Origin of the sequence: Enterococcus sp. C53 (genome assembly GCF_040887425.1) — a bacterium.
In the GTDB taxonomy this organism is placed as follows: domain Bacteria; phylum Bacillota; class Bacilli; order Lactobacillales; family Enterococcaceae; genus Enterococcus_B; species Enterococcus_B hirae.
Genome location: NZ_JBFOFT010000013.1, coordinates 1 through 23,583, shown reverse-complemented (window position 1 = coordinate 23,583; position 23,583 = coordinate 1). Strand labels below are relative to the sequence as shown.

The following is a 23,583-nucleotide window of genomic DNA, read 5'->3' as shown; positions in this document are numbered from 1 at the left end:
ACTCACTTTACTGTAAAATACTCAGCAATTGGTCCTAAGGCTAATGCTGGTAAGAAACTCAAGGCGCCGATCACTAAAATGACGATAATCAACATCGTAACAAACGTTGGACTGACGGTTGATAATGTCCCTGGACTCAACGCTGCTTTTTTCTTATTCCCCATGTTTTCTGCTAGGAATAAAATCGCAACGATCGGTAGATATCTGGAAAGCAGCATCAAGAAACTGCCTAAATAGTTAATAAACGGCGTATCTGCTAATAGACCGCCAAATGAACTCCCATTATTATTCGCTAAGGAAGTTGCACCATATAATAATTCACTAAATCCATGAGGACCTTCATTAGTTAACCAAGTGAAGACTTCACTGTGGCTGATCAAGGCCATAGCTCCAAAGAGGGTCAACATTAAAGGAGTCAAAATAACTAAACTAGCCATCTTGATGTCAAACGCTTCAATTTTTTTCCCTAAATATTCGGGCGTACGACCAACTAATAAACCAGCAATAAAAACGGCTAACAAAAGAAAAGCAAGCATGCCGTATAGTCCACTACCAATCCCACCAAAAATAATCTCTCCTAATTGCATCAAAAAGAGTGGGATCGCTCCACCTAAGGGCGTAAAACTATCTAACATCGCATTGACCGAACCATTAGAAGCAGCAGTCGTGCTGACAGCCCATAAACTTGACCATCCTACACCGAAACGAACTTCTTTTCCTTCCATGTTGGCCGAACCTAACACTTGAATAAAGTTTGGTCCATAATATTCACTAACTGCTACCCCGATAAACGCTAATAGAACAAAAGTGGTTGCAACGATCAAGATCGTCCGTCCTTGTTTCCATTCTTTTACCCAAAAACCTAGTGTAAAAATCAATGCAGCAGGAATGAGCAAAATGGCAATATTTTCCAAAAAATTCGCTAAAATCGTTGGATTCTCAAAAGGATAAGCTGAATTTGCTCCAAAAAAACCACCACCGTTCGTTCCTAACTGCTTGATAGCTACTTGGCTTGCTACTGGTCCTAGATACAACCACAAATCTTTTCCTTCTAATCCTTGATAAGCTAGCCCTGATTGAAACGTTTGGATCGTTCCTTGAGAGATCAATAAGATGGCTAAAACGATGGAAAGCGGCAATAAGATATAGACTAGACCTCTGGTTAAATCTTGCCAAAAATTCCCTAGTCGTTTATTTTTCACTTGAGTCAAACCTCTTAATAAGGCAATCAAAACTGCTAAACCAACACCTGCAGATACAAAATTTTGAACTGTTAAGCCAAACATTTGCGAAAAATTCGATAAGGTAGTTTCCCCAGCATAGGCTTGCCAATTAGTATTCGTTACAAAGCTAACTGCCGTATTGAGGGCTAATGGGAAAGAAAGATTTTTAACTGTATTTCCTCCCGGCAACCATTCTTGTGTCATTAACAGACCAATCAGTAAAATGAGCGAAAAAAGGCTTAATGACAATACACTAAAAATGTAGCGTTTCGCCGTCATTTCTTTCTGACTTACTGGTCCGATTATTTTATAAAATAGTTTTTCAACGGGTTGCAAAAATCGTACACCTTTAGGTATGTTATTTTGCATGATTTGTTTAATATACCACCCAAGAGGTAACGCTAGAATTAGTAACACAAATAAAAAAAACAATCCTTGATAAATGATACTACTCATAACTCTTCCCCCTTAAATAAAAACCAGAAAAGATAAATCATTAATAAAGCACTAATCAAACCAAATATAATCATCATTTTTCCTCTCTCCTTTATGATTTGATCATACAAAAAAAGATATAAAGATAGTGTGAAACTTTAAATCGTTTCTTTACACTATCTTTATATCTCTTGATTATTTATTCTTGTCTATTTTTCTCCATTATAAAAATAGAAGAAGCGTTTCAAAAAATGTTCATTCAGTAAAGTTGCCCGCTATGTTTATACCCTCCGAACAAATGGTATTCATAGCCTTTTTTATAACGCTACTGGTGTTGCAGTTTCTTTCAGCACTTGGTTGAGTTGTTGGATTTTTTTACTTCCTTCTTCGTTCATCCACGTCATCGCCGCTTCTTTTCCGTGTTTGACAAAAGTTTCTACCCCAGCACTCCACGTTGCCCGACCACAAAGAACCCCATTGAAGGTCGATCCTGCTGTCTTGGCAAAACGTAGTGTTTCATAAAATAATTCTGCTTCGACACCGGCACTTAAAAAGATATAAGGCAAATGGGTAGCAGCAGCTTGTTCCTGGAAAAATTTCGCTGCTTCTTCTTTCGTATGTACGAAATCCGTTTGACCATATCCTTCTACATAGTGCATGTTGACAGGAACTTCCACTTTCAAGACATCGACATTGAATCGCTCTTCAGAAAACTTCTCCATCATTTTTATGACTTTGCCAGGTTTTTTCATCGCATATTCTTTTGATTGACTATCAGAAATGTTTTGATCATATGAAACTAATTCTAAAAAGAATGGTAAATTTTCTGCCTGTCATTCTGAGCCGATCCGTTCAATAAATACCTGTTTTCGCTCATTGATTTCGTCACTTTCATCAACATCATAATAAATTAAGAATTTACAAGCATCTGCACCTGCCTCTTTTAGATTCTTAACTGAACAAGTAGGTAAAAGATCAGGAAGTCTTCCAGGCACGGTACTATCATATCCCGTTTTTTCATAGGCAAGAAGTAAGCCAGCTTCTTGCGCTTTCGCTTTCGCTGCAGGCAAGCCATACTCTGGGTCTAACAAAATCGCTGACGCATCTTTTGTTAGTTGCGAAGACACGATCATCTTAAATTCTTCCAGCTCTTTCGCACTTGCTTCTTCTCCTTTTGCTTTGGTAAGCATTTTACGTAATGCACCTCGTTGATCAATTGCTAAAGCGGCAAAGATTTGTTCTTTATTCCAGAGTTTTTTTTAATGTTTCATTTTTCCATCCATTGCTTCTATGTCACGCTCCTTTTTAGTCTTCGTATTCGCCCATTTCCCATTTTTTAAGAAATTTTGCAAAAAATTCCGGCTTCTCTTGCGAAGCATTTGTGCTTTCACACTGGTTGATTTTTTCGATCAACTGTTTGTTTTTATCTGTTTCTTGATATTCTGCCTGAATAAAGGCTTCGATGACATCACAAATCAAAAATTCTCCTGTGATTCTGGCGCCAAAACCAATGACGTTCGCATTTAGTTGCTCTTTTGCATAGATGGCACTGGTCATATCACGAACCAACGCACCTCTTACTCCAGGTACTTTATTGACTGCATTGGTAATCCCGACACCTGTTCCACATAAACATACGCCTAAATCAACTTCTTTTTTAACTACTGCTTCTCCAATTTTTTTCCCATATATCGGGTAATGTGTGCGGGTAAAATCATAGGTCCCTACATCCAATACTTCATGCCCTTTTGATTTCAAAAAATCCGCAACTGCTATTTTTGTATCTGTTACGATGTGGTCACATCCAATTGCTATTCTCATTATCTGCTCCTTTCTTAACCCATTTCATTTAACATATCTACACGAATCTGATGACGACCACCACTATAAGATGCGGTCAAAAATCCCTTAACGATATTTAACGCAAGCTCTTTACCAACAATCGCTGCGCCTAAGGTAATGTTTCCTTTGCCTAATTGAAAAGTCGTTTCTTTTTTATAGATATTAGGTATCCTTTTATTTTCTCCGCGTACATAGTGAATACCGCTCAATTGGCTAAATTCTTTGATGATCCATGCCATTTGCACCTCATCTGTTGCTTCACAAATAATTGAACTTGGGATCATTGTCATCAACGCTAAATCTTCCCCTAGTTCATTGACGCGTTCCTTTCCATTTCGATTAGAAGCGAAATATTCCCCAAAAATATTGATGGTATTTCCACCGTATCCTTCGGAAATAAATAATTGATCAAAAATTTTTCGAATCGCATGAGAATCAAAAAGATGAATAAAAGGTTGGTAGCCAGCTAAACTTAACCCCGCTGCAATACCTACCATGTTCTCTTCATCCACAGGCATGTTGAGATATCTCTTTGGGTGTTCATTTTTTAAATCAACCCAATTACTAAATGATTCAAACTTATTTTCTAACGCAACGATATTGTGGTTTTTTTTCATTAATTCATTTAATGTATCAACTATGCAAGTACGAAGTTCTTTCCTTACAGATAACGAGTTACTTAACTGAACCATTTAGCTCATCCTTTCAAGCTTTTCTTGTAATTTCAAAATCGTTTTTTCTATCTCTTGATGGAATGTTTTAGGAATTTTTTTACTTGAATCCTCATGATCGTCCATTGTTAAGTCTGATAGCACTCGCTCTGGATAACTTTCTAAAACAATACAGAAGGCTTGTGTCGTCCTCATTTTATACTCTTCAATCGCCTCATTGATTGCTTTGATATTTGTCCCATCAACGAGCAACGTATAAAACCCAGCCTTCTCTGCTTTTCTTTTCAATAGATAAGATTTCTCATACCTTTTGCTTAACTGTTCTCGTTTTCTATAACCACTATCAATAATTACCAAGCAATGATCTAATTTAAAATGAGCAATACACTGAAATACTTGCCAGCAACGTTCATCTTTTAATTCGTCTTCATCCATCACTAAATAAACATCATTTTCCTTATTTGCTATTTTTAATCCCATCGCAAGACCTGCAGCTATTGCAACACCGTTATTTAAGTCCCCGATTGTCACATCGATTCCAGGAGTCTTTGAACGATCTAACTTTTTAGGGAGTCTGTCCCCTTGATGACTCATCGTCCATAGCCACTTCTTATCAAAATACCCTAGATTAGATAAAGTACTATATAATTCCAATACCGCATGACTTTTAGCTAAAACTAATTGATCACGATTTCCCCAATCTGGTTTTTTCGGGTCAATCTTCATCTGTTTGCCGTATAAAACAGCTAACAATTTGATCATAGAAAAAGAACAATCCATTGATTCTTCTCCTCTTTGTTTAACACTTATCAAAATATCTAGTTGAATGTTTAATGCTAATTTTTCCAATTGAGTCACTTGTTTATGATCAATAGCCATAACGATTCCTCCTATAAATGAATTAGAGAATAATTCATGATGCCATACAGATTTTTCACATGATATGTATACTTGCTCTTTTATGATCTGATAAAAATAAGATGATACTCCTTAATCTACAACCTCACTGGACACTTCCCTCCTTTTGAACTGAGTGTACAGCCATTTTATGTCATCTTATGTCCCCTTTTCCTTCCCTACCCCTTCATATATAACATAAGTACACATCTCATAATATATTCAGTATATTCATTTATAAAATAAAAAAATAGAAAATATTTAATAAGATAAATTTGTTATAATAAAAACAAAAAGTCTGTTATCATAAAAAAATATTACAACAAAAAGATTACATTATCAATATTAAGAATAAATATACATATAATAAACGAGATACACCTCACTATTAAAAATGTTATTTTAAAATAACGACAAAAAATTTTTATCTTATTCCATTACCAAACTACCTCACTGAAACCGGAGTAAATTGTTTTGTTAAAATTGAAGAAAATTCGTGAAAGATCGTGCCTAGAACAGAAAAAATAAGCCTGACTTTGACGTAATGAATCAAAATCAGACTTACTTTCTTTTTAGGTTAATGATTGTTTCAGACCTTTCATTTTACAAAAGAATACGCTACGCTCTCAACTACTATCCCAGTTACTAATCAATGTGTAATAGTTAAACAATTCGTGCACAATACTGAAAATGGCTTCTGGTTTTTTGAACAAAGCGATGAGCTATTTATAGCCAGTAGATCTATGGGAACAAATAAACGAACACCAAGCGTTTTTTGTGTTTCTCTTGAGGTCGTGAAAAGAGTGTTTTGACCTGAGTGCTCACCAAGTAAAAACTGCGACGAGTAATCGCAGGAGCATTAAGGATGAAAATCTCGAAACAGCTCCTCATTTTTGAGATTTTTTGACTTATCGCCGAAGGTCAGCTCTTTGAACACCGTTTAGCAAGAGGCTGTGAAAGAAGCGTTTAGCTCCGAGCGAATAAGCGATGATTTTTTTAAATAGCTCCTCATATTTTAGAAAATCATCGCTTATTGTTGAGGAGTTGCTTCTTGAACGCCGTTTAGCAAGAGGCTGTGAAAAGAGCGTCTTGACCTAAGCGTTAAGGATGAAAATCTCGAAACAGCTCCCCATGTTTTGAGATTTTTTGACTTATCGCCGAAGGTCAGCTCTTTGAACACCGTTTATTCGTTTTTAGAGATACTAGAAGATACTGAGAGAACTTTTGTCCCAGTCCCGATGCTTATTTGAACAATCCCATTGAATGAATAACTCTATGATTTCTAGATAAAAGATTTTCAAACAAAAATACAAGTTTTTTCACTCATTTTTTGCTATACCAATCGATCAATATCATACTCAAACCCATTTTGATTGCTTAACTGTTTGTAGAACTCACCACTTTTCTTGATCGTCCGTTTTTGGGTTGGCAGATCAAGAGAAATTAGTCCATAACGGTTCTTATATGCATTGATCCAGGACCAGCAGTCAATAAAGGTCCAAAGATGATACCCTTTGATATTACAGCCGTCATCGATTGCTTTCCAAAGATAAGCGAGGTGATCTTGGATATATTCGATCCGGTAATTATCAATCACTTGCCCACTTTCATCCATAAAACGTTCCTCATCTGCTACGCCCATCCCATTTTCAGAGATAAAGGATTCGATATTCCCATAGTTTTCTTTGATATCCATGCATAAATCATGGATACCTTTTTCATAAATTTCCCAACCACGATATTCATTCATCCGACGTCCCGGCATCACATGATTCTCAAAAAACCAATCCGGTAAGAACGGACCATCTTGATTGATTGCAGTTAAACGAGCCTTCACACGACGTGGTTCATAATAGTTCAATCCTAAGATTTGTGCCGTGTTCTCTTTGATACAACGCAGGTCTTCCTCGGTATAATCCGTTGGCAATTGATCATATTCACGTAAAAGGTTAATTAATTTTTCTGGATAAACACCCTTGACCATTGGATCTAAAAAGCTGCGAACATAAAAAAGATCCGCAATTTCAGCTGCCTTCACATCAGCGGGGGTTTGACTCCTTGGAAACGTCGGGCTTAAATTCAAGATAACACCTATTTTACTGTTCAAATTCAACTCTTTGTGTGCTGCAATTGCTTTCGCGTGAGCCAAAATAGTAAAGTGAGCCGCTTGCGCTCCTCGTTTGAAATCAATCAAATTTGGATAATGGAAGTCTTCCAGATATGACCCTAAGATCGGCCCCAACGGTTCATTGAAAGTGAACCAGTGATAGACGAGATCGCCAAACTCCTTGAAACAAGTAACTGCAAATTGCACATATGCATCGACAACTTCCCGTGATTCCCAACCGCCTTTATCCTGTTGGGCTGCTGGCATATCAAAATGATAAAGATTGGCGAATACTTTAATACCATTGTTATTCATCTCAGTAAATAAATCCCGATAAAATTCAACCGCTTTTGGATTTACCTCCCCTACTCCATCATCTGGGAACATCCGCGCCCAAGAGATCGAGACCCGAAAGGAATTATGTCCGGTTTGCTTCATCAGTTGAACGTCTTCTTTATAATGATGAATGTGATCTGTCGTAATTTCTGAACTAATCCTTTGATAAAAACGGTATGGTTGTTCTTTGTACCAACGTTCCCAAACCGTTTCGGCTTTTCCAGTTTCACCACGACCTTCTGCTTGCTCAGCTGACCAAGCAGAACCCCACCAAAAGTTTTCTGGAAATGTTAATTGTTGTTTGTTCATTGTATCCTCCTAAAATGACATTCTCTTGAGTACTACTCCATCATAACACCGTTTCCAATAAATTGGAATATTTTTTTATTAAAAAATATATACTTTTTATAAATGTTAATTGTTTTACCCTTTAAAGATTGCTAAAATTAAAGAAAGGTATATAATTATTTATATCTTTACGTGGTAACTATAGGAGGGAAAAAATGAAGAAGAATGCGAAATATATGGAAGTTTATTCTGATGTAAAAAAGAAAATTGAAAACGGTACTTACGCAATCGGTGAAAAATTACCAACTGGTTCCGAATTGGCAAAACAATATCATACGAGTAAATTGACAGTAAAAAAAGGATTAGACATGTTAGTTTCTGAAGGAGTTTTACATAGTCGAAGTGGATTTGGAACCGAAGTTTTGCGCAAACCGATCCATAATTCGAAAGTTTTCGGTCCAAGCGAAGGTTTTATGAGCGTAGTTGGCGAAGAACATGTAGACTCTGAAATTCATATGTTTTCAATTGAATTACCGTCAAAAAAAATAGCAGAGCGATTACAGATTAACGACAAGGAATACATTTATAATATTGTTCGCAGTCGTTTTGTCGATCAACAACCCTATTCATTGGAACAAACTTTTATGCCGCTATCAATTATTCCTGGTTTGGAACCTAAACACTTGAAAAAATCGGTTTATTCCTATATTCGCAATGAACTGCAGTTAGAGATCAATGCTTCTCACGTTTGGATGAAGGGCGTACTGGCAACCGAGTTTGATGCAAATATATTAGGAATTGATGCCGGAGACTTTATGATCGAAGTTGAAAAAAGTGTTTCTTTGGCAAACGGGACTCCTTTTGAATACTCCATTACAAGGCATTTGTATCAAGATTTTGTTTTTGAAGCCGTTTTTGTTGAAAAATGATTGAAAGAGCTGAGGAAATCAGCTCTTTTTTTTGCCCTTTTTCATTAAAGTATATAATTTTAAAAAAAGTTATTTACTTTTATCAAATTCCGTTCTATTATTGAACTACGGTAAGTGCTTACAAATAAAAAACAAGGAGAATATACCATGAAGAAAACAAATAAGAAGGAACAGGTGTTTGAACGATTTGGTATGATCGCATCGAAGCTAGGAAATCAAATTCATATGCGTACATTACGCGATGCATTTGCAACATTCATGCCATTTATGATGTTAGCTGGATTCGTGACTTTGATTAATTACGTTATCTTAGAACCAACTGGTTTTATGGGTAAAATTGTTAAACCCGAAACATTAATGAAAGTTCAAGAAATTGGCATGTCGATCGCCAATGGAACATTGAGTATTACGACGCTATTAGTTGTAGCTGCAGTTTCTTATCATATGTGTGTTAGCAGACATTATACAAATCATATCGCAGCGGTTTTAGTTTCGATCTCAACTTTCATCGTTTTAACACCAATGAAAATGATGTTCACTCCGGAAAATGCAAAAAAAGCGATTGAAGTAACCGGAGTTATTCCAGGTTCCCATACAGGTGCATCAGGAATGTTTGTCGGAATCTTTGTTGGATTAGTAGCTACTGAGCTATTCATTAAATTATCTACAAATGAAAAATTGCAAATCAAACTATCTGGAAATATTCCGCCCGCAGTGTTGAAGTCATTCAATGTATTGATCCCGATTATGATTACTGTTACTGGTTTTGCGATTCTATCTTTCGCTGTCAATCAGTTATTCAACATGGACGTAAATGGCGTGATCACTAAAGCGATCACGGGACCTTTAAGTCACATCACAACTGGTTTACCTGGCTTTATCTTAATCACATCAATCGCCAATTTATTCTTTGGTTTTGGAATTCATCAAGCTGTAATTTCAGGTTCTTTACTTGATCCGTTCTTACTACAAAACATGCAAGAAAATATGGCAGCTTATGCAAACCATGAACACATCCCACATATTATCAACATGGCTTTCAAGGATACTTTTGCTGTTATGGGTGGTTCAGGAAATACGATCGCCTTATTGATTGCGATTTTCATCTTCAGTCGTCGAAAAGATTATAAAGACTTTGCTAAACTATCGGTAACACCAGCGATGTTTAATATCAGTGAGCCGATCATCTTTGGATTACCGATCGTATTTAACTTGAGTCTAATTATTCCGTTTGTGTTAGCACCAATCTTCTCGTTAGTAACTGCCTACTTTGCGACTGCAGCCGGCTTAATCAATCATGTGGTAGTTCAGATACCGTGGACCACACCACCAGTTATTTCAGGATTCCTTGCGACAGGTGGAGATTGGCGAGCAGCAGTACTGCAAGTTCTAATCATTGCGGTTAGCGTATTTATCTATCTACCATTCCTACGCATTGATGAACACGTAACGGCAAAAATGGCTCAAAAGGAAGCTGAAATCACTAATCAATAATTGACACCTCCGCTCCTAAAAAAGTAGACTTTCTCGTTTAGTAAATATGTAAAAAAAGTCCTCAATTCTCTTAACAACCGACCTTTGGGATCATCGTTGCATTTTGAATAAGTTAAAATTATGAGACTGATGAATCAGAACAGATTCTTCAGTCTCATTTTCAGTTAACTTGCCAATGACAAAACGATTGTTAGTAAAAACATTCAAAAAAAGTTCTTATTATTCAAGAACTGTCGCAATTTATATTTTTAGACACTCTCTAGCAGGATTTTTTTCTGATCTCTTTAATACGCATAGCGTTTGCGTGTAGTACATATAAACTTGATAAGCTGATTACGTTCACCTACCAGATCTGTCGCCCCTTTGGTATGAATAGGACTGTCATCGTGTCATCTGATTGACGTATATTTAAGATATACCAAAGTGACTCGACTTTTTGCTCCTTGTTTGCCACTCTTGCAAATCTATAATGTCAAACAATCTAGACTTACTGCTTATAAAAATAATCAAAAAAAGAACCCTTGAAATTCAAGGGTTCTTCCACTATCAGATAACGATAGATTAACGACGGATTTCTTTGATACGAGCAGCTTTTCCGTGTAATGCACGTAAGTAGTACAATTTTGCACGACGTACTTTACCGTAGCGAACGACTTCGATCTTTGCAACACGTGGTGTATGCAATGGGAATGTACGTTCAACGCCTACTCCGTTAGAAACTTTACGTACTGTATAAGTTTCGCTGATTCCAGCTCCGCGGCGTTTGATTACAACACCTTCAAATAACTGGATACGTTCACGTGTACCTTCGACAACTTTCGCATGAACACGTACAGTGTCACCAGGGCGGAAAGCTGGGATGTCAGAACGTAATTGTTCTTTTGTTAATTCTTCGATTAATGGATTCATTGATCTTTTCTCCTTATTCCAAACATTCTTATGAGTTTTCCCTCACAGCGGAACATCGTAATAGTTAAGTGCTTTTGCACTCACCATAAGATACTATCATACTATCAATTTAGTGTAAAGAGTCATATTGATATTTCTTATTCTATTTCGTCTGATTCTTCTTTTTTGACTTCTTCTAACAATTTCAGCATTTGTGGAGTCATTGATAATTGTTCCAATAAGTCAGGTCGGCGTTGATAGGTTCTTCTTAAGGATTCTTTCAGTTGCCATTCTTCAATCAATTTATGGTTTCCATTTGTTAAAACTTCTGGGACTTTCATCCCGTTAAATTCTGCTGGCCGTGTATATTGAGGATGTTCCAATAATCCCGTTGAATAAGAATCTGTTTGAGCGGATGTTTGATTTCCTAAAACATCCGGTAGTAAGCGGACTGTTGCATCAATCATCACCATTGCGCCAAGTTCGCCACCAGTCAAGACATAATCACCTAAAGAGACTTCATCCGTAACTAGCGAACGGATTCGTTCATCATAGCCTTCGTAATGTCCACAAATAAATACTAAATGTTCTTCATTCGAAAATTCTTCCGCCATCGCTTGATCAAATCGTTTACCAGCTGGATCCAATAAAATCACACGTTTTTTTGTTTCAGGATTTGCTTGTTCAATAGCTTTGATATTGTCATAGATAGGTTGGACTTTTAACAACATCCCTGCCCCGCCACCATATGGATAATCATCGACCGTTTGGTGTTTATTATCGGAATAGTCTCTAAAATTAGAAACATTGATCTCTAACAATCCTTTATTGACCGCTTTACCGATGATCGATTCACCCATTGGTCCTTCAATCATTCGTGGGAAGAGTGTTAAGACATCAATTTTCATCATCGATCAATCCTTCTGGAATCTCGACGTAAATGACCCCATTTTCTAAATCAACTGTTTTAACCACTGAGTCAATATAAGGAAGCAAAACATCTTTTTTCTTTGGTCGTTGGACTACCCAAACATCGTTAGCACCTGGTGAAAGAATTTCTTTGATTTTACCTAGTTCATTCCCATTTTCCTCAACGACCTTTGCTCCAATGATCTCATGATAATAAAATTCATTTTCTGGCAACTCAATCGTTTCTTCTTTTGAAACTTTTAAAATACCATCTCGATATTTTTCAACATCATTGATTGAAGGATGCCCTTCAAAACTTAACAAGTCAAAATTTTTATGTTTACGATGACTTTTGACGGTTAATTCAATTGGCGCTTTCTTCTCTTGAAACAAGGTAAGTACAGCACCTTTTTTATATCGTTCTTCTGGAAAATCTGTGGTAGAAATGACGCGCACTTCTCCTTTGATCCCTTGAGTATTTACGATTTTTCCAACATTTAAATATTCAGTCAACTTGTATCCCCTTTTCCTTTTCACACATGTTTCAACCAAACAATGGTTTTTAAATGGCTGAACGTGTTTTTGACGTATCTGCCTTATTTTAGCATGTGTGCATATGCAATTCTACTTTCTTTTCGCTTTTCTATATCATTTTCCAATCATTTATTGGTTCATAGAAACAGCCATTTTCAATGCGGAAAGAGTATCTTTGTGGGTAACAGTATAAACATTTTTAGGCTCTTGCCAGCTTACTTGTGTAGCTTGTTGGGAAGAATCATTCATTTCAACCGTAATTTTTCCGTACTTCTCAGGAGCAGGCAAACTTGCTTTTTCTAAGTAAGCAACGATTTCTTTGGCTAACGGTACAGGATCTTGTCCTTCAATATTACTTGCCCGGACACGAATACTCCAATTTCCTTCTTGCCATTCTAGAATACTAGATCCCGCTGCTCCTTGTTGATAGCCAGTAATATTGTAGCCCAAATCGACTTGTCGGCCGTTTGTATCAACCGTAACTGGTTGCAAGGCATCAATTGCTTCTTGACTAGAAGCAAAGCCATACTGGTAAAGATAAGAAGCCATCGGGGTTTCTTGATTTAACTCTTTGGCATTTAAGACATAGGCTTTGGGTAGGTCATAGTATAAGATTGAAAAGCCCTGTTTGGTTTCGGCAGCAGCGATGTTTAATTTCCCTGTTGTAATCGGTATCTCTTGTGGCATCGGTGTTGTTGGGTATTTTTCTTTCAGTTCTTCAAATGCGGTTTGTGCTTGTTTATTCTGTGTAGATGTTTCTGTTTTTGTAGTCGCCGTTTCCGTTGTATTTCCAGACATCTCAGAGCTTTCACTCTTTTTGGTTGTTGATTGAGTATCTGTTTCTTTGGAACTACTATGACTCGTTGAATGAGTCTCTGGTGTCGCCGTATCAGTTGTTTCAGTAGAATTATTTGTTCCTTGACAGGCACTTAAAAGTAAAAGAGCTGGTATCAATAATGCAACTTTTTTCATAGGTATCTACTCCTTTCTATACTTTAAGGATACGCTTTCTATAATCATTTGCCAAGTAGTCCCCTCAAAAAGAAAAAAGCTGTCTCGTCAAGACGAAACAGCTTTTTTTATTCCTTATGATCGATAATATTTAAACGCACTTTTTTCGGTGCATTTGTTCGTACCCCGTAAACGATCGTACGAATTGCTTTCGCAACACGCCCTTGTTTACCGATGATACGACCAATATCTTCAGGAGCCACAGTTAGGTTATATTCATAGAAGTCTTTTGACTCAGTGACTTCTAACTGGACTTGTTCAGGATAAGTGACTAACGGACGAACGATTGTTAAGACTAATTCGCTTAAATCTTTCATATCCGATCACCTTATTTCTTTGAGAATTTAGCTTCGTGGTGTTTTTGCATAACGCCTTCTCTTGAAAGGATGTTACGTACAGTATCAGAAGGTTGCGCACCTTTAGATAACCAGTTAAGAACTAAATCTTCTTTTAAAACTACTTCTGCAGGGTCTTTCAAAGGATTGTAAGTACCTACAGTTTCGATGAAACGTCCATCACGAGGAGAACGTGAATCAGCTACGACGATACGGTAAAAAGGACTCTTTTTAGAACCCATACGTTTTAAACGGATTTTAACTGCCATTATATATTTCCACCTCCATTGTTTTATTCACAAGTTGTAGTGTAACAGTTTTTTTTTACCCTGTAAAGCTTTTTTTCTTTACAGCTAATAAAAAATTTTTTCAACTCTCTTTTTTATTGAAAAAAAGAATTCCTGTCACTAAAAAGGCAGCAATCATCAAACCTGTTACCACTAAAGAAAAAGAATAGTTACTCGAATCAATCCTTTCCCCTAATGCGTTCGAAACTGTCGTTAAATAAAAAGGAGAATACTCAGCAACTTTTGTAAACATAGATAACAGATAACAGCCAGCCACACAAATCCCTCCACAAGCTAGCACAAAATAGCCAGAAGAAATAAAGGAGGACAACCATAGAAATAAAGTATATAACCACACACCCCATAAATAATAATAAAAACTTCTTGTCCCTAATTGAACAACCAGCTCATTATCCCAATAAATAGCAGTATAAAAGTAAGTAATGAAGGAGCAACCCCAAAAACCAACTGCCCAAAAAAACTGTCCCATGATCCATTTAGTAAAATAAATTTTCCAGCGAACCATTCCTTTGGTTAAAAGATTAATCAATGTTCCTTTTTGATATTCATTCGTCAATGTCGAGCTAAACAATAACAAAAACAATAAAAGAAACATAGGCATGTTTTTATAAAATTGTCCCCAAGAAGTCAGCGCATCTACATTGACTTCCCCGATTTTCATACCAGATGCTGCTAAATTTTCTGACATCGATTGAACGATGTAGGGTGTTAATTTGGCTATCAGTGGATTCATGATCCCAAAAATGATCGTTAATGAAAGCAACAGTAATAATCTACCTGTACGCCAATTTTCCTTCCATTCTTTTTTTGAAAATGCGAGTAATTGCTTCATTTGTCCACCACTTCCATAAAAATTTGTTCTAAGGAAGGTTCTAAACGATGAATCGATTGAATCGGTAATTTGTGATCAACAATTAAAGATAGTGCACGAAGTAAGTCTTCGTTAGTTCTGCCAGGATAAATAAGGGTTTCATTTTTCATGATTGCTCCCGGCAAAAGCGATAAAAATTCTTGAGAATGTTTCACAGTTGGAAATTGGATTTCAAATCCTTCATTTTTAGGATGGGTTTTCAATTCTGCTACCGTGCCTGATAAAACGATTTCTCCTTTATTTAAGAAAGCCACTTCATCACAAATTTGTTCCACGTCTGATAGAATATGTGTGGAAAAAAGGATCGTTGTTTGCTCTTTGACACGTAATAAGATATCCAAAATTTCTTTACGCCCCAATGGATCCAACGCCGAAGTCGGCTCATCACAAATAAACAGTTTTGGTTCGTTCAGTAACCCTTGGGCAATCCCCAAACGTTGCTTCATCCCTCTTGAAAAAGTCCTAATCCTTTTTTTCTCGTGAGCCAATCCGACTAACGCTAATAACTCTTGCGTTTTTTGTTGGATTTTATGTTTAGGCATCTCGGTGATTTCCCCGCATAATTGCAAATACTCTTCGGCGGTAAGGTAGTCATAAAACATCGGAATATCTGGCAAATAGCCGATCCAGCGATTCGTTTTTGTTTGACCATAGTGAACCGTTTCATCATTAACCTTGATTGTTCCAGCATCTTTTTTTAGCAACCCCAAAATCAATTTCATCGTTGTCGTTTTCCCTGCACCATTTTTTCCAATAAACCCAAAGATCGTCTTTTCCTTGACGGTAAGGGAAAGATGGTTCAACACTTTTTTTTCACCAAAAGATTTTGATACATCGATTAGTTCAAGGATCGCCATTATGCCTCCTCCTTACCGAACACGAAATACAAGATTGGACCAACAAATTGAAATCCTATGAGAATTACGATGATCCAGAGTGTTCGACTGCCAAATCGATAATGCATATGAGTCAAAATATGATAAAGGGCATAAAAAAATAACCCAAGTTGTATGATCACTAACGGGATCAAAAATGGTAAAAACTCGTTAATATGCATTTGTTCCACCTACCAATTTCATCTTTTTATTTGATGCTGCGTTACCCAAAGTCATGCGATGATGTGTACCGATGTTTCAATGAGAAACATTCTTTATCAAAAGTTCATGTACTACACTCTTTTCTAAAAAAATCACACAAACTCCTTCAGACAAGACTTCTATTCACTAATTATAGAAGATCCATGTCAAGTGAAGCAAATATATATATGCAATAACTACTATAAGTAGTCGAAAAAAGTAGTTAAGTTAGTCACTATGTTCCTCAAGTGTTTTTATTTGCTGAGTTTACTTATTTTTTGTAAGATAAATATAGAAAGTTTGAAGGAGGAATTGTTTTATGACTAAAAAAATTGGATTTTTTGTAGGTAGTTTGCGTAAGGATTCGTACAATAGAAAAGTAGCAGAGGCTTTCGCTAACATGCTACCTGAAGGATATGAAGGTGTTTTTATAAAGATCGATGATCTGCCTTTTTATAACGAAGATCTTGAAACTCCAGAGAATGCTCCTGTTGAATGGAGTCGTTTCCGTGATGAGGTCAAGGAATTAGCAGGTGTTGTTTTTGTTTCTCCAGAATACAATCGTTCGGTTCCTGCTGTACTTAAAAATGCACTAGATGTAGGCTCTCGCCCTTACGGTCAAAGCGCATGGGACGGCAAACCTGGGTTAGTTGTCACTGCTTCCCCTGGCGGTATCGGTGGATTTGGCGCGAACCATCACCTACGTCAATCACTTGTATTCTTAAATGTTCCTACCTTACAACAACCTGAAGCTTATATTGGTAATATTGCAAACTTAGTTGATGAAGAAGGTCATATTGTGGAAGGAACACTCAGCTTCTTCCAAACGATTCTAGATGCTTATCTTGATTTTTTAAATAAATTAACTAAGTAAAAATTAGCTTTGATAAGCGATGGGTCGAATCAAATAGATCATATATGAAGGAAACAATCGAAAAAAGGTTGTGACCTGTCTAGCTCTGAAAAACAAGCCGAAGAATCCGAAAATAGCTTCTCCTATTTTTGGAATTCTTCGGCTTGTTTTCAATACATGAATAAGACCACGAAAAAAGCGATAAGCTCCGAGCGGATCAGAAAGGATTTGTTAAAATCGCTCCTCATGCTTTGAAAAATTTTCATTTCTCTTTATGTTCTTTTTTCCGAGACTTCTCTTCCCTTTTACTAAACCAGTATTATCCACGATTACTTACATAATGCAATTCAATGAACTCTCCAAAATAATTAGTATCAACTAGTTTCAATCGTTCTTCGTATGCGCCTTCTTGAAACAATCGAATACCTTCTCCTAAAAGCACAGGTGCGATTTGGATCCACCATTCATCGATCAAATGATTTTCGATCAAAGGTTTCAACAAATTCCCACCACCAACGACCCAGACTGTTTGGTTAGAATGTTCTTTTATGTTTTTCACGAATGAAACAGGATCTTCATGAACAACTGTTGCATCATTTAATACCAATTCTTTGTTAGTAGAAAATACAAAATTCTTTTTTTCAGGATACAGATGGTCAGTTGCTAACAATTTTTTGGCTTCCTGATAAGTTTTTCTTCCCATAATCGTTTGATCAATTGTTTGATAAAAAGCCTCGTAAGTTGTTTTTTCTCCAGTTGGTGTGTCAAATAGCCATTGTAAACTATCCTCTTTTGTTGCTAAGTAGCCATCTAAACTAATGGCTCCATAAAAGACGATTTTCCCCATCATGTTCACTCTCCTTTTCCCATCTGGCTGACTTCTTGTTTGCGAAAGCAATGATCTAAATGGTCATTGACAATTCCCACAGCTTCTAAAAAAGCATATATGGTTGTGCTTCCGATGAATTTAAAACCGCGTTGTTTTAGATCTTTAGCGATTTGATCAGATAACGGGCTCGTTGTTGGTACCTCATTTTGTTCTTTATACGAGTGATTGATCACTTGATGATCCGAAAATGACCACAAATAATCCGCAAAACTACCAAATTCATGTTGGATTTTTTGGACACCCTGAGCATTGGCTACCGCTGCTTCAATTTTACGACGGTTACGAATGATCCCTTTATTTTCCATCAACTCATTGATTTTTGCTTCTGTATATTCGGCTACTTTACCGATCGAAAAAAAGTCATAAGCTTCATCAAAGGAGGCACTTTTATTCAAAATCGTTTGCCAGCTTAATCCCGCTTGATTGATATCTAACATCAATTTACGAAAAAGTAATTGATCATCATATTCTGGAACACCCCAAACTGTGTCATGATAATGTTTCATACTTGCTGTTTGCTCACCCCAAGGACATCTTCGTTTCATTCTCTTCACCTCTTAGCTTTATTGTACCATTCCTTTGTTTCTCTATCTAAAAAGAGGAACGCTATGGCAGGTAGTTTTTGAATTGGACTTATCTATTATTATGCAAAAAAAGAATCGCAAAGCCAGCAGAAGCTAACTCAACGATTCTTTCGATGGATGAAACGGTAAACAAAATTCTACTATTATAATAGAAGTACGATAGACGTACGATAGACGCTTTATTTCCGTTTTTTCTTTTTCTTTTTGTTTTTCTTGATCATGCGATTCATCGCCATTTTTCCAAGTTTTCCTTTGACACCTGTGCCAAACATTTGGTCCATTCCAGGAATATTCATATCTCCCTTAGACATTTGTTGCATCATTTTGCGTGATTCTTTAAATTGCTTAATCATGCGGTTAACTTCAACCACACTGTTACCAGAACCTGCGGCAATCCTTCTGCGACGACTTGGATTTAATAAATCAGGGTTTTCTCTTTCTGCAGGTGTCATTGAGTAAACCATTGCTTTTTTACGTTCGACATCTTTAGGATCTACTTTGACATTTTCAATCCCTGGTACTTGGTTCATCCCAGGAATCATTTTGATCAGATCCTCTAACGGTCCCATCCCCATCACTTGATCCAACTGTTCAATGAAATCATTGAAATCAAATGAATTTTCCCGCATTTTTTTCGCTAATTCTTCTGCTTTTTTCTCGTCATAGTCTTGTTGCGCTTTTTCGATCAACGTCAACATATCGCCCATACCAAGAATACGGCTTGCCATACGGTCTGGATGGAAAACTTCAAGATCTGTTAATTTTTCCCCTGACCCGATGAATTTGATTGGTGCGCCAGTCACAGAACGGATCGAAAGTGCTGCACCACCACGTGTATCACCATCTAATTTAGTAATAACTACCCCAGTGATCCCTAGTTGTTGGTTAAAACTATCTGCCACATTGACAGCATCTTGACCGGTCATCGCATCGACAACCAACAAGATTTCATTTGGTTGTGTTAATTCTTTGATTTGTTTCAATTCATCCATCAGGGTTTCATCGATATGCAGACGCCCCGCCGTATCGATCAGAACATAATCATTTTTCTTTTCTTTTGCTAATTCCATCCCTTGACGAACGATCTCAACTGGACTAACATCTGTTCCCATATCAAAAACAGGGACATCTAATTGTTGCCCTAGAACTTTCAATTGATCGATCGCAGCTGGACGATACACGTCACCTGCGATTAGTAAAGGACGTGCATTTTCATTTTTCTTTAAATAGTTGGCTAGTTTACCAGTAAACGTCGTCTTACCTGCCCCTTGCAAACCTGCCATCATGATGACTGTTGGAATTTTTGGTGATTTATTCAATTCAACAGTTTCTGCCCCTAAAGTGATCGTCAATTCTTCATCAACGATCTTAACGATTTGTTGTGCAGGTGTTAAACTTTCTAATACTTCTACACCAATCGCCCGTTCTCGAACACGCTTTGTAAAGTCTTTTACTACTTGTAAGTTTACATCGGCTTCTAGTAATGCAAGGCGGATCTCCCGCATCATTTCTTTGACGTCAGCTTCTGAAACTTTCCCTTTTTTTCTTAACTTGCTCATTGCCTGTTGAAGGCGCTCAGTTAAATTTTCAAATGCCATGATTTCTTCATTCCTTTATTCTTCAATTTCTTGGATCTGTTTCACATAATCAAGGAGAACTTCATCTTTAGGATAAGTTTCCTTTACATAAGTTTTCATTTTTTCTAATAACTGTTCCCGAACAATATAATTAGAGAAAAGATGGAGTTTCTTTTCATAATCTTCTAAAATCTTACTGGTTCGTTTGATATTATCGTATACTGCTTGGCGACTTACTTCATACTCTTCTGCTATTTCTCCTAATGAAAAATCGTCTGCATAATACAACTCCATATAATTCATCTGTTTTTCGGTTAAAAGCGTAGAATAAAATTCAAAAAGTGCGTTCATTCGGTTCGTTTTCTCGATTTCCATTCTGTTCACCTCGCAATTTCAACCATTCTTCATCAGAGAGTACGGTCATCTTTTGTTGGATAAAATAAGCAGTTGCTACACCAGTTCCAGACTTCAAGGTTCCTGAAAAACTCCCATCATAAATAAGAGAGGAACCACAAGAAGGACTTTTCGCTTTTAATATCACTAAATCTATTTCTTGCTCTTTTAATTTTTGATAAGCATGGATTGCCCCTTCTTGGTAGGCTTTTGTGACGTCTTCACCATTTGTAGTGATCACTTTTGCCTGACCATTCCAAACGTCAAATCCATCGCCACCAACGATTTCTGCTGGGGCTCTAGGAGTTGAAAGACCGCCCATTACTTCAGGACAAACCATGATCGCTTTACCTTCAGCGACCAGTTTCTTTAATTCCGGCACAGCTTTTTCTTGTCCATCATACCGACATAAGACACCGCCTAAACAAGCGCTAATTCCGATCAATTGCCACTCACTCCTTTATCCAACAAAGTGCCTTCCTATTATACCATTTATTTAGTTGGTAAAATAGTCCTTCTACTGGATTCTATGCTAAAATAAGAAATGTCTATTCATGACACTTAATTAAAAAAACCAGGCATTAGTTGATAGCTGTTTTTAAATAAACAAAAAGAATGAACGCAAGAAAAGGGAGAAGTTATGAAAAAAGTATTAGTGGTAGATGATGAACCTTCAATCGTCACATTGTTGACATTCAATCTGGAAAAAGAAGGGTATCAAGTAACAAGTGCTTTAGACGGACAAAAAGGACTGGAATTAGCACTGGAAGAACCTTTTGATTTTATGATTTTAGATGTGATGCTGCCTTCTATAGATGGTATGGCAATCACCCAAAAGTTAAGACAAGAAAAAATTGATACTCCAATTTTAATGCTAACAGCCAAAGATGACCAGGTCGATCGGATCATCGGTTTGGAAATTGGTGCTGATGATTATTTAACAAAGCCTTTCAGCCCTAGAGAAGTACTTGCTCGAATGAAAGCTATTTTTCGCCGCATCGAACCACGCCATGTCCAACAAGAAGAAGCAGAACCTGCTTACCTAACGATTGGACAGATCAAAGCAGATTTAACGAATTTCCAAGTAACCGTAGAGGAACGACCGATCGAATTAACGCCAAAAGAATTTGAACTGCTCGTTTATTTTATGAAACGAAAAGATCGTGTAATTGATCGTGATACGCTGCTAAATCGCATCTGGAATTTTGATTTTGCAGGTCAAAGTCGAATCGTTGATGTCCATGTCAGTCACTTAAGAGAAAAAATCGAAAGAGACCCTAAACATCCAAAATATTTAGTGACAGTTCGCGGTTTTGGCTATAAATTTCAGGAACCAAAACGATGAATTGGAAAAAAATTTCTGAGCGTGTCTTCTTTTTCATTCTCTTAGTGGGACTCTTTTTCGGTGGCTGGCAAATGATTTCTCAATATTTCAAACAACAAATCATCGAGCAACAAGAAAGCTATCTTTCAAAAAAAGGGCAATTGCTGATCCAGCAATTGACTATTGATGATTTATCTTCGAAGCATAATCAATCAGTTTTAACAGACTTTGTTCATCAATCAAATGAACGACTAACCTTATTAGCTCCAAATGGTACAATCCTATTCGATACGACCGATCACTCACTACGAGGGCAGCGAAATACTCGTCCAGAAATCAAAGCAGTCCTTGATGGCGGCTCACTAGGTACTTCTTTAAGAATGAGCAGTACGTTAAAGGAAGAACTATTATATGTAGCACTACCGATCAAGAAGAATGGGCAGTTGGAAGCCATTATTCGAATCGCAGAACCAACAAACGGCTTTTTGCCAAGAACAGAAAATTTTCGTCGTTGGGTCTTTTTCTTCTTTTTGGTTTTCTTCGTTGTTTTGTCCAGTATGAGCTATTATTTGGTTTATCAACGTAACCGTCCCTTGAAAACCGTGCTGCCCGTCTTAAAGAAAATGGTCAAAAACCCTGATAAAACCGAGACCATCATGCAAACTTCTGATCAATGGGAAGAACTTTACCAAACGATCAATGCTTTGAGTGAACAAATGAGTAAAGTCTATCGTGCCTATACGACCACTGAAGAACAATTGTATACTCTATTGAATGAATTAATGATTGGTGTCTTTTTGATCGATTCAGAGTCACATCTGCGGCTATTGAATCCAAAAATGCAGGCACATTTAGGGGTACATGATTATCAGCCTAATCAACGGTATACTGAGATCATTCAAGAGCCAAAATTAATCCAATTGATTCACCAAGTTACGCCAAATGAACCATTGATCCATCAAGAAATTACTATTTCAGAGGGACAACAAACATTAGACATCAGCTTACGTTACTTCAATAGTTCTGAAGAGACTGGGCAGATTCTAGGCGTGGCTTATGATCTCACAAAAGTCAGACGATTAGAAAAACTGCAAAAAGACTTCGTAGGAAATGTTTCTCATGAACTTAAAACACCGGTTACTTCATTGATCGGATTTACTGAAACACTGCTGGATGGAGCCAAAGATGACCCAAAAATATTGAATGAGTTCCTATTGATCATGCAAAAAGATGCGATTCGTTTAGATAAGCTGATCCGAGAAATCATTCAGTTATCAAAAGATGAAGAAACGGCACACGAAACGCAAACCATCCATTTAGCAACTTACTTTGAACAAATCATTCAAAGTTACCAACCAATGATCGAAAAGAAACACTTAACCCTGGAAATGCAACAGAAAGAACAATCATTTACAACTCAAACTGAACTCTTATACCCGATCATCAAAAATCTGATCGAAAATGCAATCCAATATTCTAAAGAATCAGAGAAAATAATCATCCGTTACGAGGTTGACAACCAATTGACATTCTCCGTCCAAGACTTTGGTATTGGGATTGATCGTGAAGATCAAGAAAGGATCTTTGAGCGCTTCTATCGAGTGGATAAAGCACGTAGTCGACACTCAGGTGGTACTGGTCTAGGTCTGGCTATTGTGAAAGATTACGTCAATCTCTTGGGTGGTACGATCAAAGTGGAAAGTCATCCAGGAATGGGGTCGACTTTTACCGTCACCATCCCTCCAGCATGATCACCTTTAAATCTTCAAAAAATGAATGAACAAGTGAAATAGCGGAACAGAAAAAAAT

General features: G+C 37.0%; 24 protein-coding genes and 1 pseudogene. 5 read left to right on the top strand and 20 right to left on the bottom strand.

The features are described 5' to 3' along the window. Nucleotides 1–2 precede the first annotated feature (2 nt). From kdpA to AB3I42_RS13175, 6 genes and pseudogenes are all read right to left on the bottom strand, one after another. Nucleotides 3–1,679, bottom strand: coding sequence for a potassium-transporting ATPase subunit KdpA (kdpA, locus tag AB3I42_RS13200; RefSeq protein ID WP_034866848.1), 1,677 nt, complete (start codon nucleotides 1,677–1,679; stop codon nucleotides 3–5). A gap of 296 nt (nucleotides 1,680–1,975) precedes the next feature. Next, nucleotides 1,976–2,941, bottom strand: a pseudogene (gene lacD / locus AB3I42_RS13195) (tagatose-bisphosphate aldolase). A gap of 22 nt (nucleotides 2,942–2,963) precedes the next feature. Beyond that, the gene (lacB, locus tag AB3I42_RS13190) at nucleotides 2,964–3,479 is read right to left on the bottom strand and encodes a galactose-6-phosphate isomerase subunit LacB (RefSeq protein ID WP_010718449.1); all 516 of its coding nucleotides are present in this window, start codon (nucleotides 3,477–3,479) and stop codon (nucleotides 2,964–2,966) included. A 14-nt stretch (nucleotides 3,480–3,493) separates the two neighbouring features. Continuing rightward, nucleotides 3,494–4,192 (bottom strand): RpiB/LacA/LacB family sugar-phosphate isomerase, encoded by a 699-nt coding sequence (locus AB3I42_RS13185; protein WP_181933836.1) that lies wholly within the window; start codon nucleotides 4,190–4,192, stop codon nucleotides 3,494–3,496. After that, entirely contained in the window at nucleotides 4,193–5,050 is an 858-nt protein-coding gene (locus tag AB3I42_RS13180) for a hypothetical protein (RefSeq protein WP_034700825.1), read from the bottom strand. Nucleotides 5,051–6,401: 1,351 nt separating this feature from the next. Further along, entirely contained in the window at nucleotides 6,402–7,820 is a 1,419-nt protein-coding gene (locus AB3I42_RS13175) for a glycoside hydrolase family 1 protein (RefSeq protein WP_368022547.1), read from the bottom strand. 194 nt (nucleotides 7,821–8,014) lie between these two features. Between AB3I42_RS13175 and AB3I42_RS13170 the strand changes: the two genes are divergently transcribed. Further along, nucleotides 8,015–8,728: a GntR family transcriptional regulator gene (locus AB3I42_RS13170; RefSeq protein ID WP_010718458.1), complete on the top strand. Its 714-nt coding sequence runs from the start codon at nucleotides 8,015–8,017 to the stop codon at nucleotides 8,726–8,728. A gap of 147 nt (nucleotides 8,729–8,875) precedes the next feature. Continuing rightward, nucleotides 8,876–10,222, top strand: coding sequence for a PTS sugar transporter subunit IIC (locus tag AB3I42_RS13165; protein WP_181914381.1), 1,347 nt, complete (start codon nucleotides 8,876–8,878; stop codon nucleotides 10,220–10,222). A 561-nt stretch (nucleotides 10,223–10,783) separates the two neighbouring features. Here AB3I42_RS13165 and rplS read toward each other — a convergent pair. From rplS to AB3I42_RS13120, 9 genes are all read right to left on the bottom strand, one after another. Then, on the bottom strand, nucleotides 10,784–11,131 hold the full coding sequence (gene rplS / locus AB3I42_RS13160; RefSeq protein WP_002286913.1) for a 50S ribosomal protein L19: 348 nt from the start codon (nucleotides 11,129–11,131) through the stop codon (nucleotides 10,784–10,786). 137 nt (nucleotides 11,132–11,268) lie between these two features. Next, nucleotides 11,269–12,018: a tRNA (guanosine(37)-N1)-methyltransferase TrmD gene (gene trmD, locus AB3I42_RS13155; protein WP_306690618.1), complete on the bottom strand. Its 750-nt coding sequence runs from the start codon at nucleotides 12,016–12,018 to the stop codon at nucleotides 11,269–11,271. Further along, nucleotides 12,008–12,532 (bottom strand): ribosome maturation factor RimM, encoded by a 525-nt coding sequence (gene rimM / locus AB3I42_RS13150; RefSeq protein ID WP_010718461.1) that lies wholly within the window; start codon nucleotides 12,530–12,532, stop codon nucleotides 12,008–12,010. The genes trmD and rimM overlap by 11 nt, the downstream gene beginning before the upstream one ends. 150 nt (nucleotides 12,533–12,682) lie before the next feature. Beyond that, a complete protein-coding gene (locus AB3I42_RS13145) occupies nucleotides 12,683–13,525 on the bottom strand; it encodes a hypothetical protein (RefSeq protein ID WP_010737912.1) in 843 nt (280 codons plus the stop codon). Nucleotides 13,526–13,632: 107 nt separating this feature from the next. Then, nucleotides 13,633–13,881: a KH domain-containing protein gene (locus AB3I42_RS13140; RefSeq protein ID WP_010718463.1), complete on the bottom strand. Its 249-nt coding sequence runs from the start codon at nucleotides 13,879–13,881 to the stop codon at nucleotides 13,633–13,635. 11 nt (nucleotides 13,882–13,892) lie between these two features. Further along, nucleotides 13,893–14,168: a 30S ribosomal protein S16 gene (rpsP, locus tag AB3I42_RS13135; RefSeq protein WP_010718464.1), complete on the bottom strand. Its 276-nt coding sequence runs from the start codon at nucleotides 14,166–14,168 to the stop codon at nucleotides 13,893–13,895. A gap of 100 nt (nucleotides 14,169–14,268) precedes the next feature. Beyond that, entirely contained in the window at nucleotides 14,269–15,039 is a 771-nt protein-coding gene (locus tag AB3I42_RS13130; RefSeq protein ID WP_010718465.1) for an ABC transporter permease subunit, read from the bottom strand. Continuing rightward, complete coding sequence (locus AB3I42_RS13125; RefSeq protein WP_010737913.1) at nucleotides 15,036–15,935, bottom strand: ABC transporter ATP-binding protein; 900 nt, start codon at nucleotides 15,933–15,935, stop codon at nucleotides 15,036–15,038. Before AB3I42_RS13125 ends, AB3I42_RS13130 begins: the two co-directional genes overlap by 4 nt. Then, nucleotides 15,935–16,135 carry a PLDc N-terminal domain-containing protein gene (locus tag AB3I42_RS13120; RefSeq protein WP_181914380.1) on the bottom strand — a complete coding sequence of 67 codons (201 nt, stop codon included), beginning with the start codon at nucleotides 16,133–16,135 and terminating at the stop codon, nucleotides 15,935–15,937. Before AB3I42_RS13120 ends, AB3I42_RS13125 begins: the two co-directional genes overlap by 1 nt. A 338-nt stretch (nucleotides 16,136–16,473) precedes the next feature. Here AB3I42_RS13120 and AB3I42_RS13115 point away from each other — a divergent pair, with 338 nt between their 5' ends. Then, complete coding sequence (locus AB3I42_RS13115; protein WP_010737915.1) at nucleotides 16,474–17,028, top strand: NADPH-dependent FMN reductase; 555 nt, start codon at nucleotides 16,474–16,476, stop codon at nucleotides 17,026–17,028. Nucleotides 17,029–17,326: 298 nt separating this feature from the next. Here AB3I42_RS13115 and AB3I42_RS13110 read toward each other — a convergent pair whose 3' ends face one another. From AB3I42_RS13110 to AB3I42_RS13090, 5 genes are all read right to left on the bottom strand, one after another. Continuing rightward, nucleotides 17,327–17,854: a dihydrofolate reductase family protein gene (locus tag AB3I42_RS13110; protein WP_014834542.1), complete on the bottom strand. Its 528-nt coding sequence runs from the start codon at nucleotides 17,852–17,854 to the stop codon at nucleotides 17,327–17,329. A 5-nt stretch (nucleotides 17,855–17,859) separates the two neighbouring features. Beyond that, entirely contained in the window at nucleotides 17,860–18,441 is a 582-nt protein-coding gene (locus AB3I42_RS13105; protein ID WP_010737917.1) for a DNA-3-methyladenine glycosylase I, read from the bottom strand. A 218-nt stretch (nucleotides 18,442–18,659) separates the two neighbouring features. Further along, nucleotides 18,660–20,078, bottom strand: coding sequence for a signal recognition particle protein (ffh, locus tag AB3I42_RS13100; protein WP_010718476.1), 1,419 nt, complete (start codon nucleotides 20,076–20,078; stop codon nucleotides 18,660–18,662). A gap of 15 nt (nucleotides 20,079–20,093) precedes the next feature. Further along, entirely contained in the window at nucleotides 20,094–20,432 is a 339-nt protein-coding gene (locus AB3I42_RS13095) for a putative DNA-binding protein (RefSeq protein WP_010718477.1), read from the bottom strand. Then, nucleotides 20,392–20,895: a DUF523 domain-containing protein gene (locus AB3I42_RS13090; protein WP_010718478.1), complete on the bottom strand. Its 504-nt coding sequence runs from the start codon at nucleotides 20,893–20,895 to the stop codon at nucleotides 20,392–20,394. Before AB3I42_RS13090 ends, AB3I42_RS13095 begins: the two co-directional genes overlap by 41 nt. Before the next feature lie 195 nt (nucleotides 20,896–21,090). Here AB3I42_RS13090 and AB3I42_RS13085 point away from each other — a divergent pair, with 195 nt between their 5' ends. After that, nucleotides 21,091–21,795, top strand: coding sequence for a response regulator transcription factor (locus AB3I42_RS13085; RefSeq protein ID WP_010718479.1), 705 nt, complete (start codon nucleotides 21,091–21,093; stop codon nucleotides 21,793–21,795). Then, nucleotides 21,792–23,525: an ATP-binding protein gene (locus tag AB3I42_RS13080; protein ID WP_010718480.1), complete on the top strand. Its 1,734-nt coding sequence runs from the start codon at nucleotides 21,792–21,794 to the stop codon at nucleotides 23,523–23,525. The genes AB3I42_RS13085 and AB3I42_RS13080 overlap by 4 nt, the downstream gene beginning before the upstream one ends. Nucleotides 23,526–23,583: the final 58 nt, after the last annotated feature.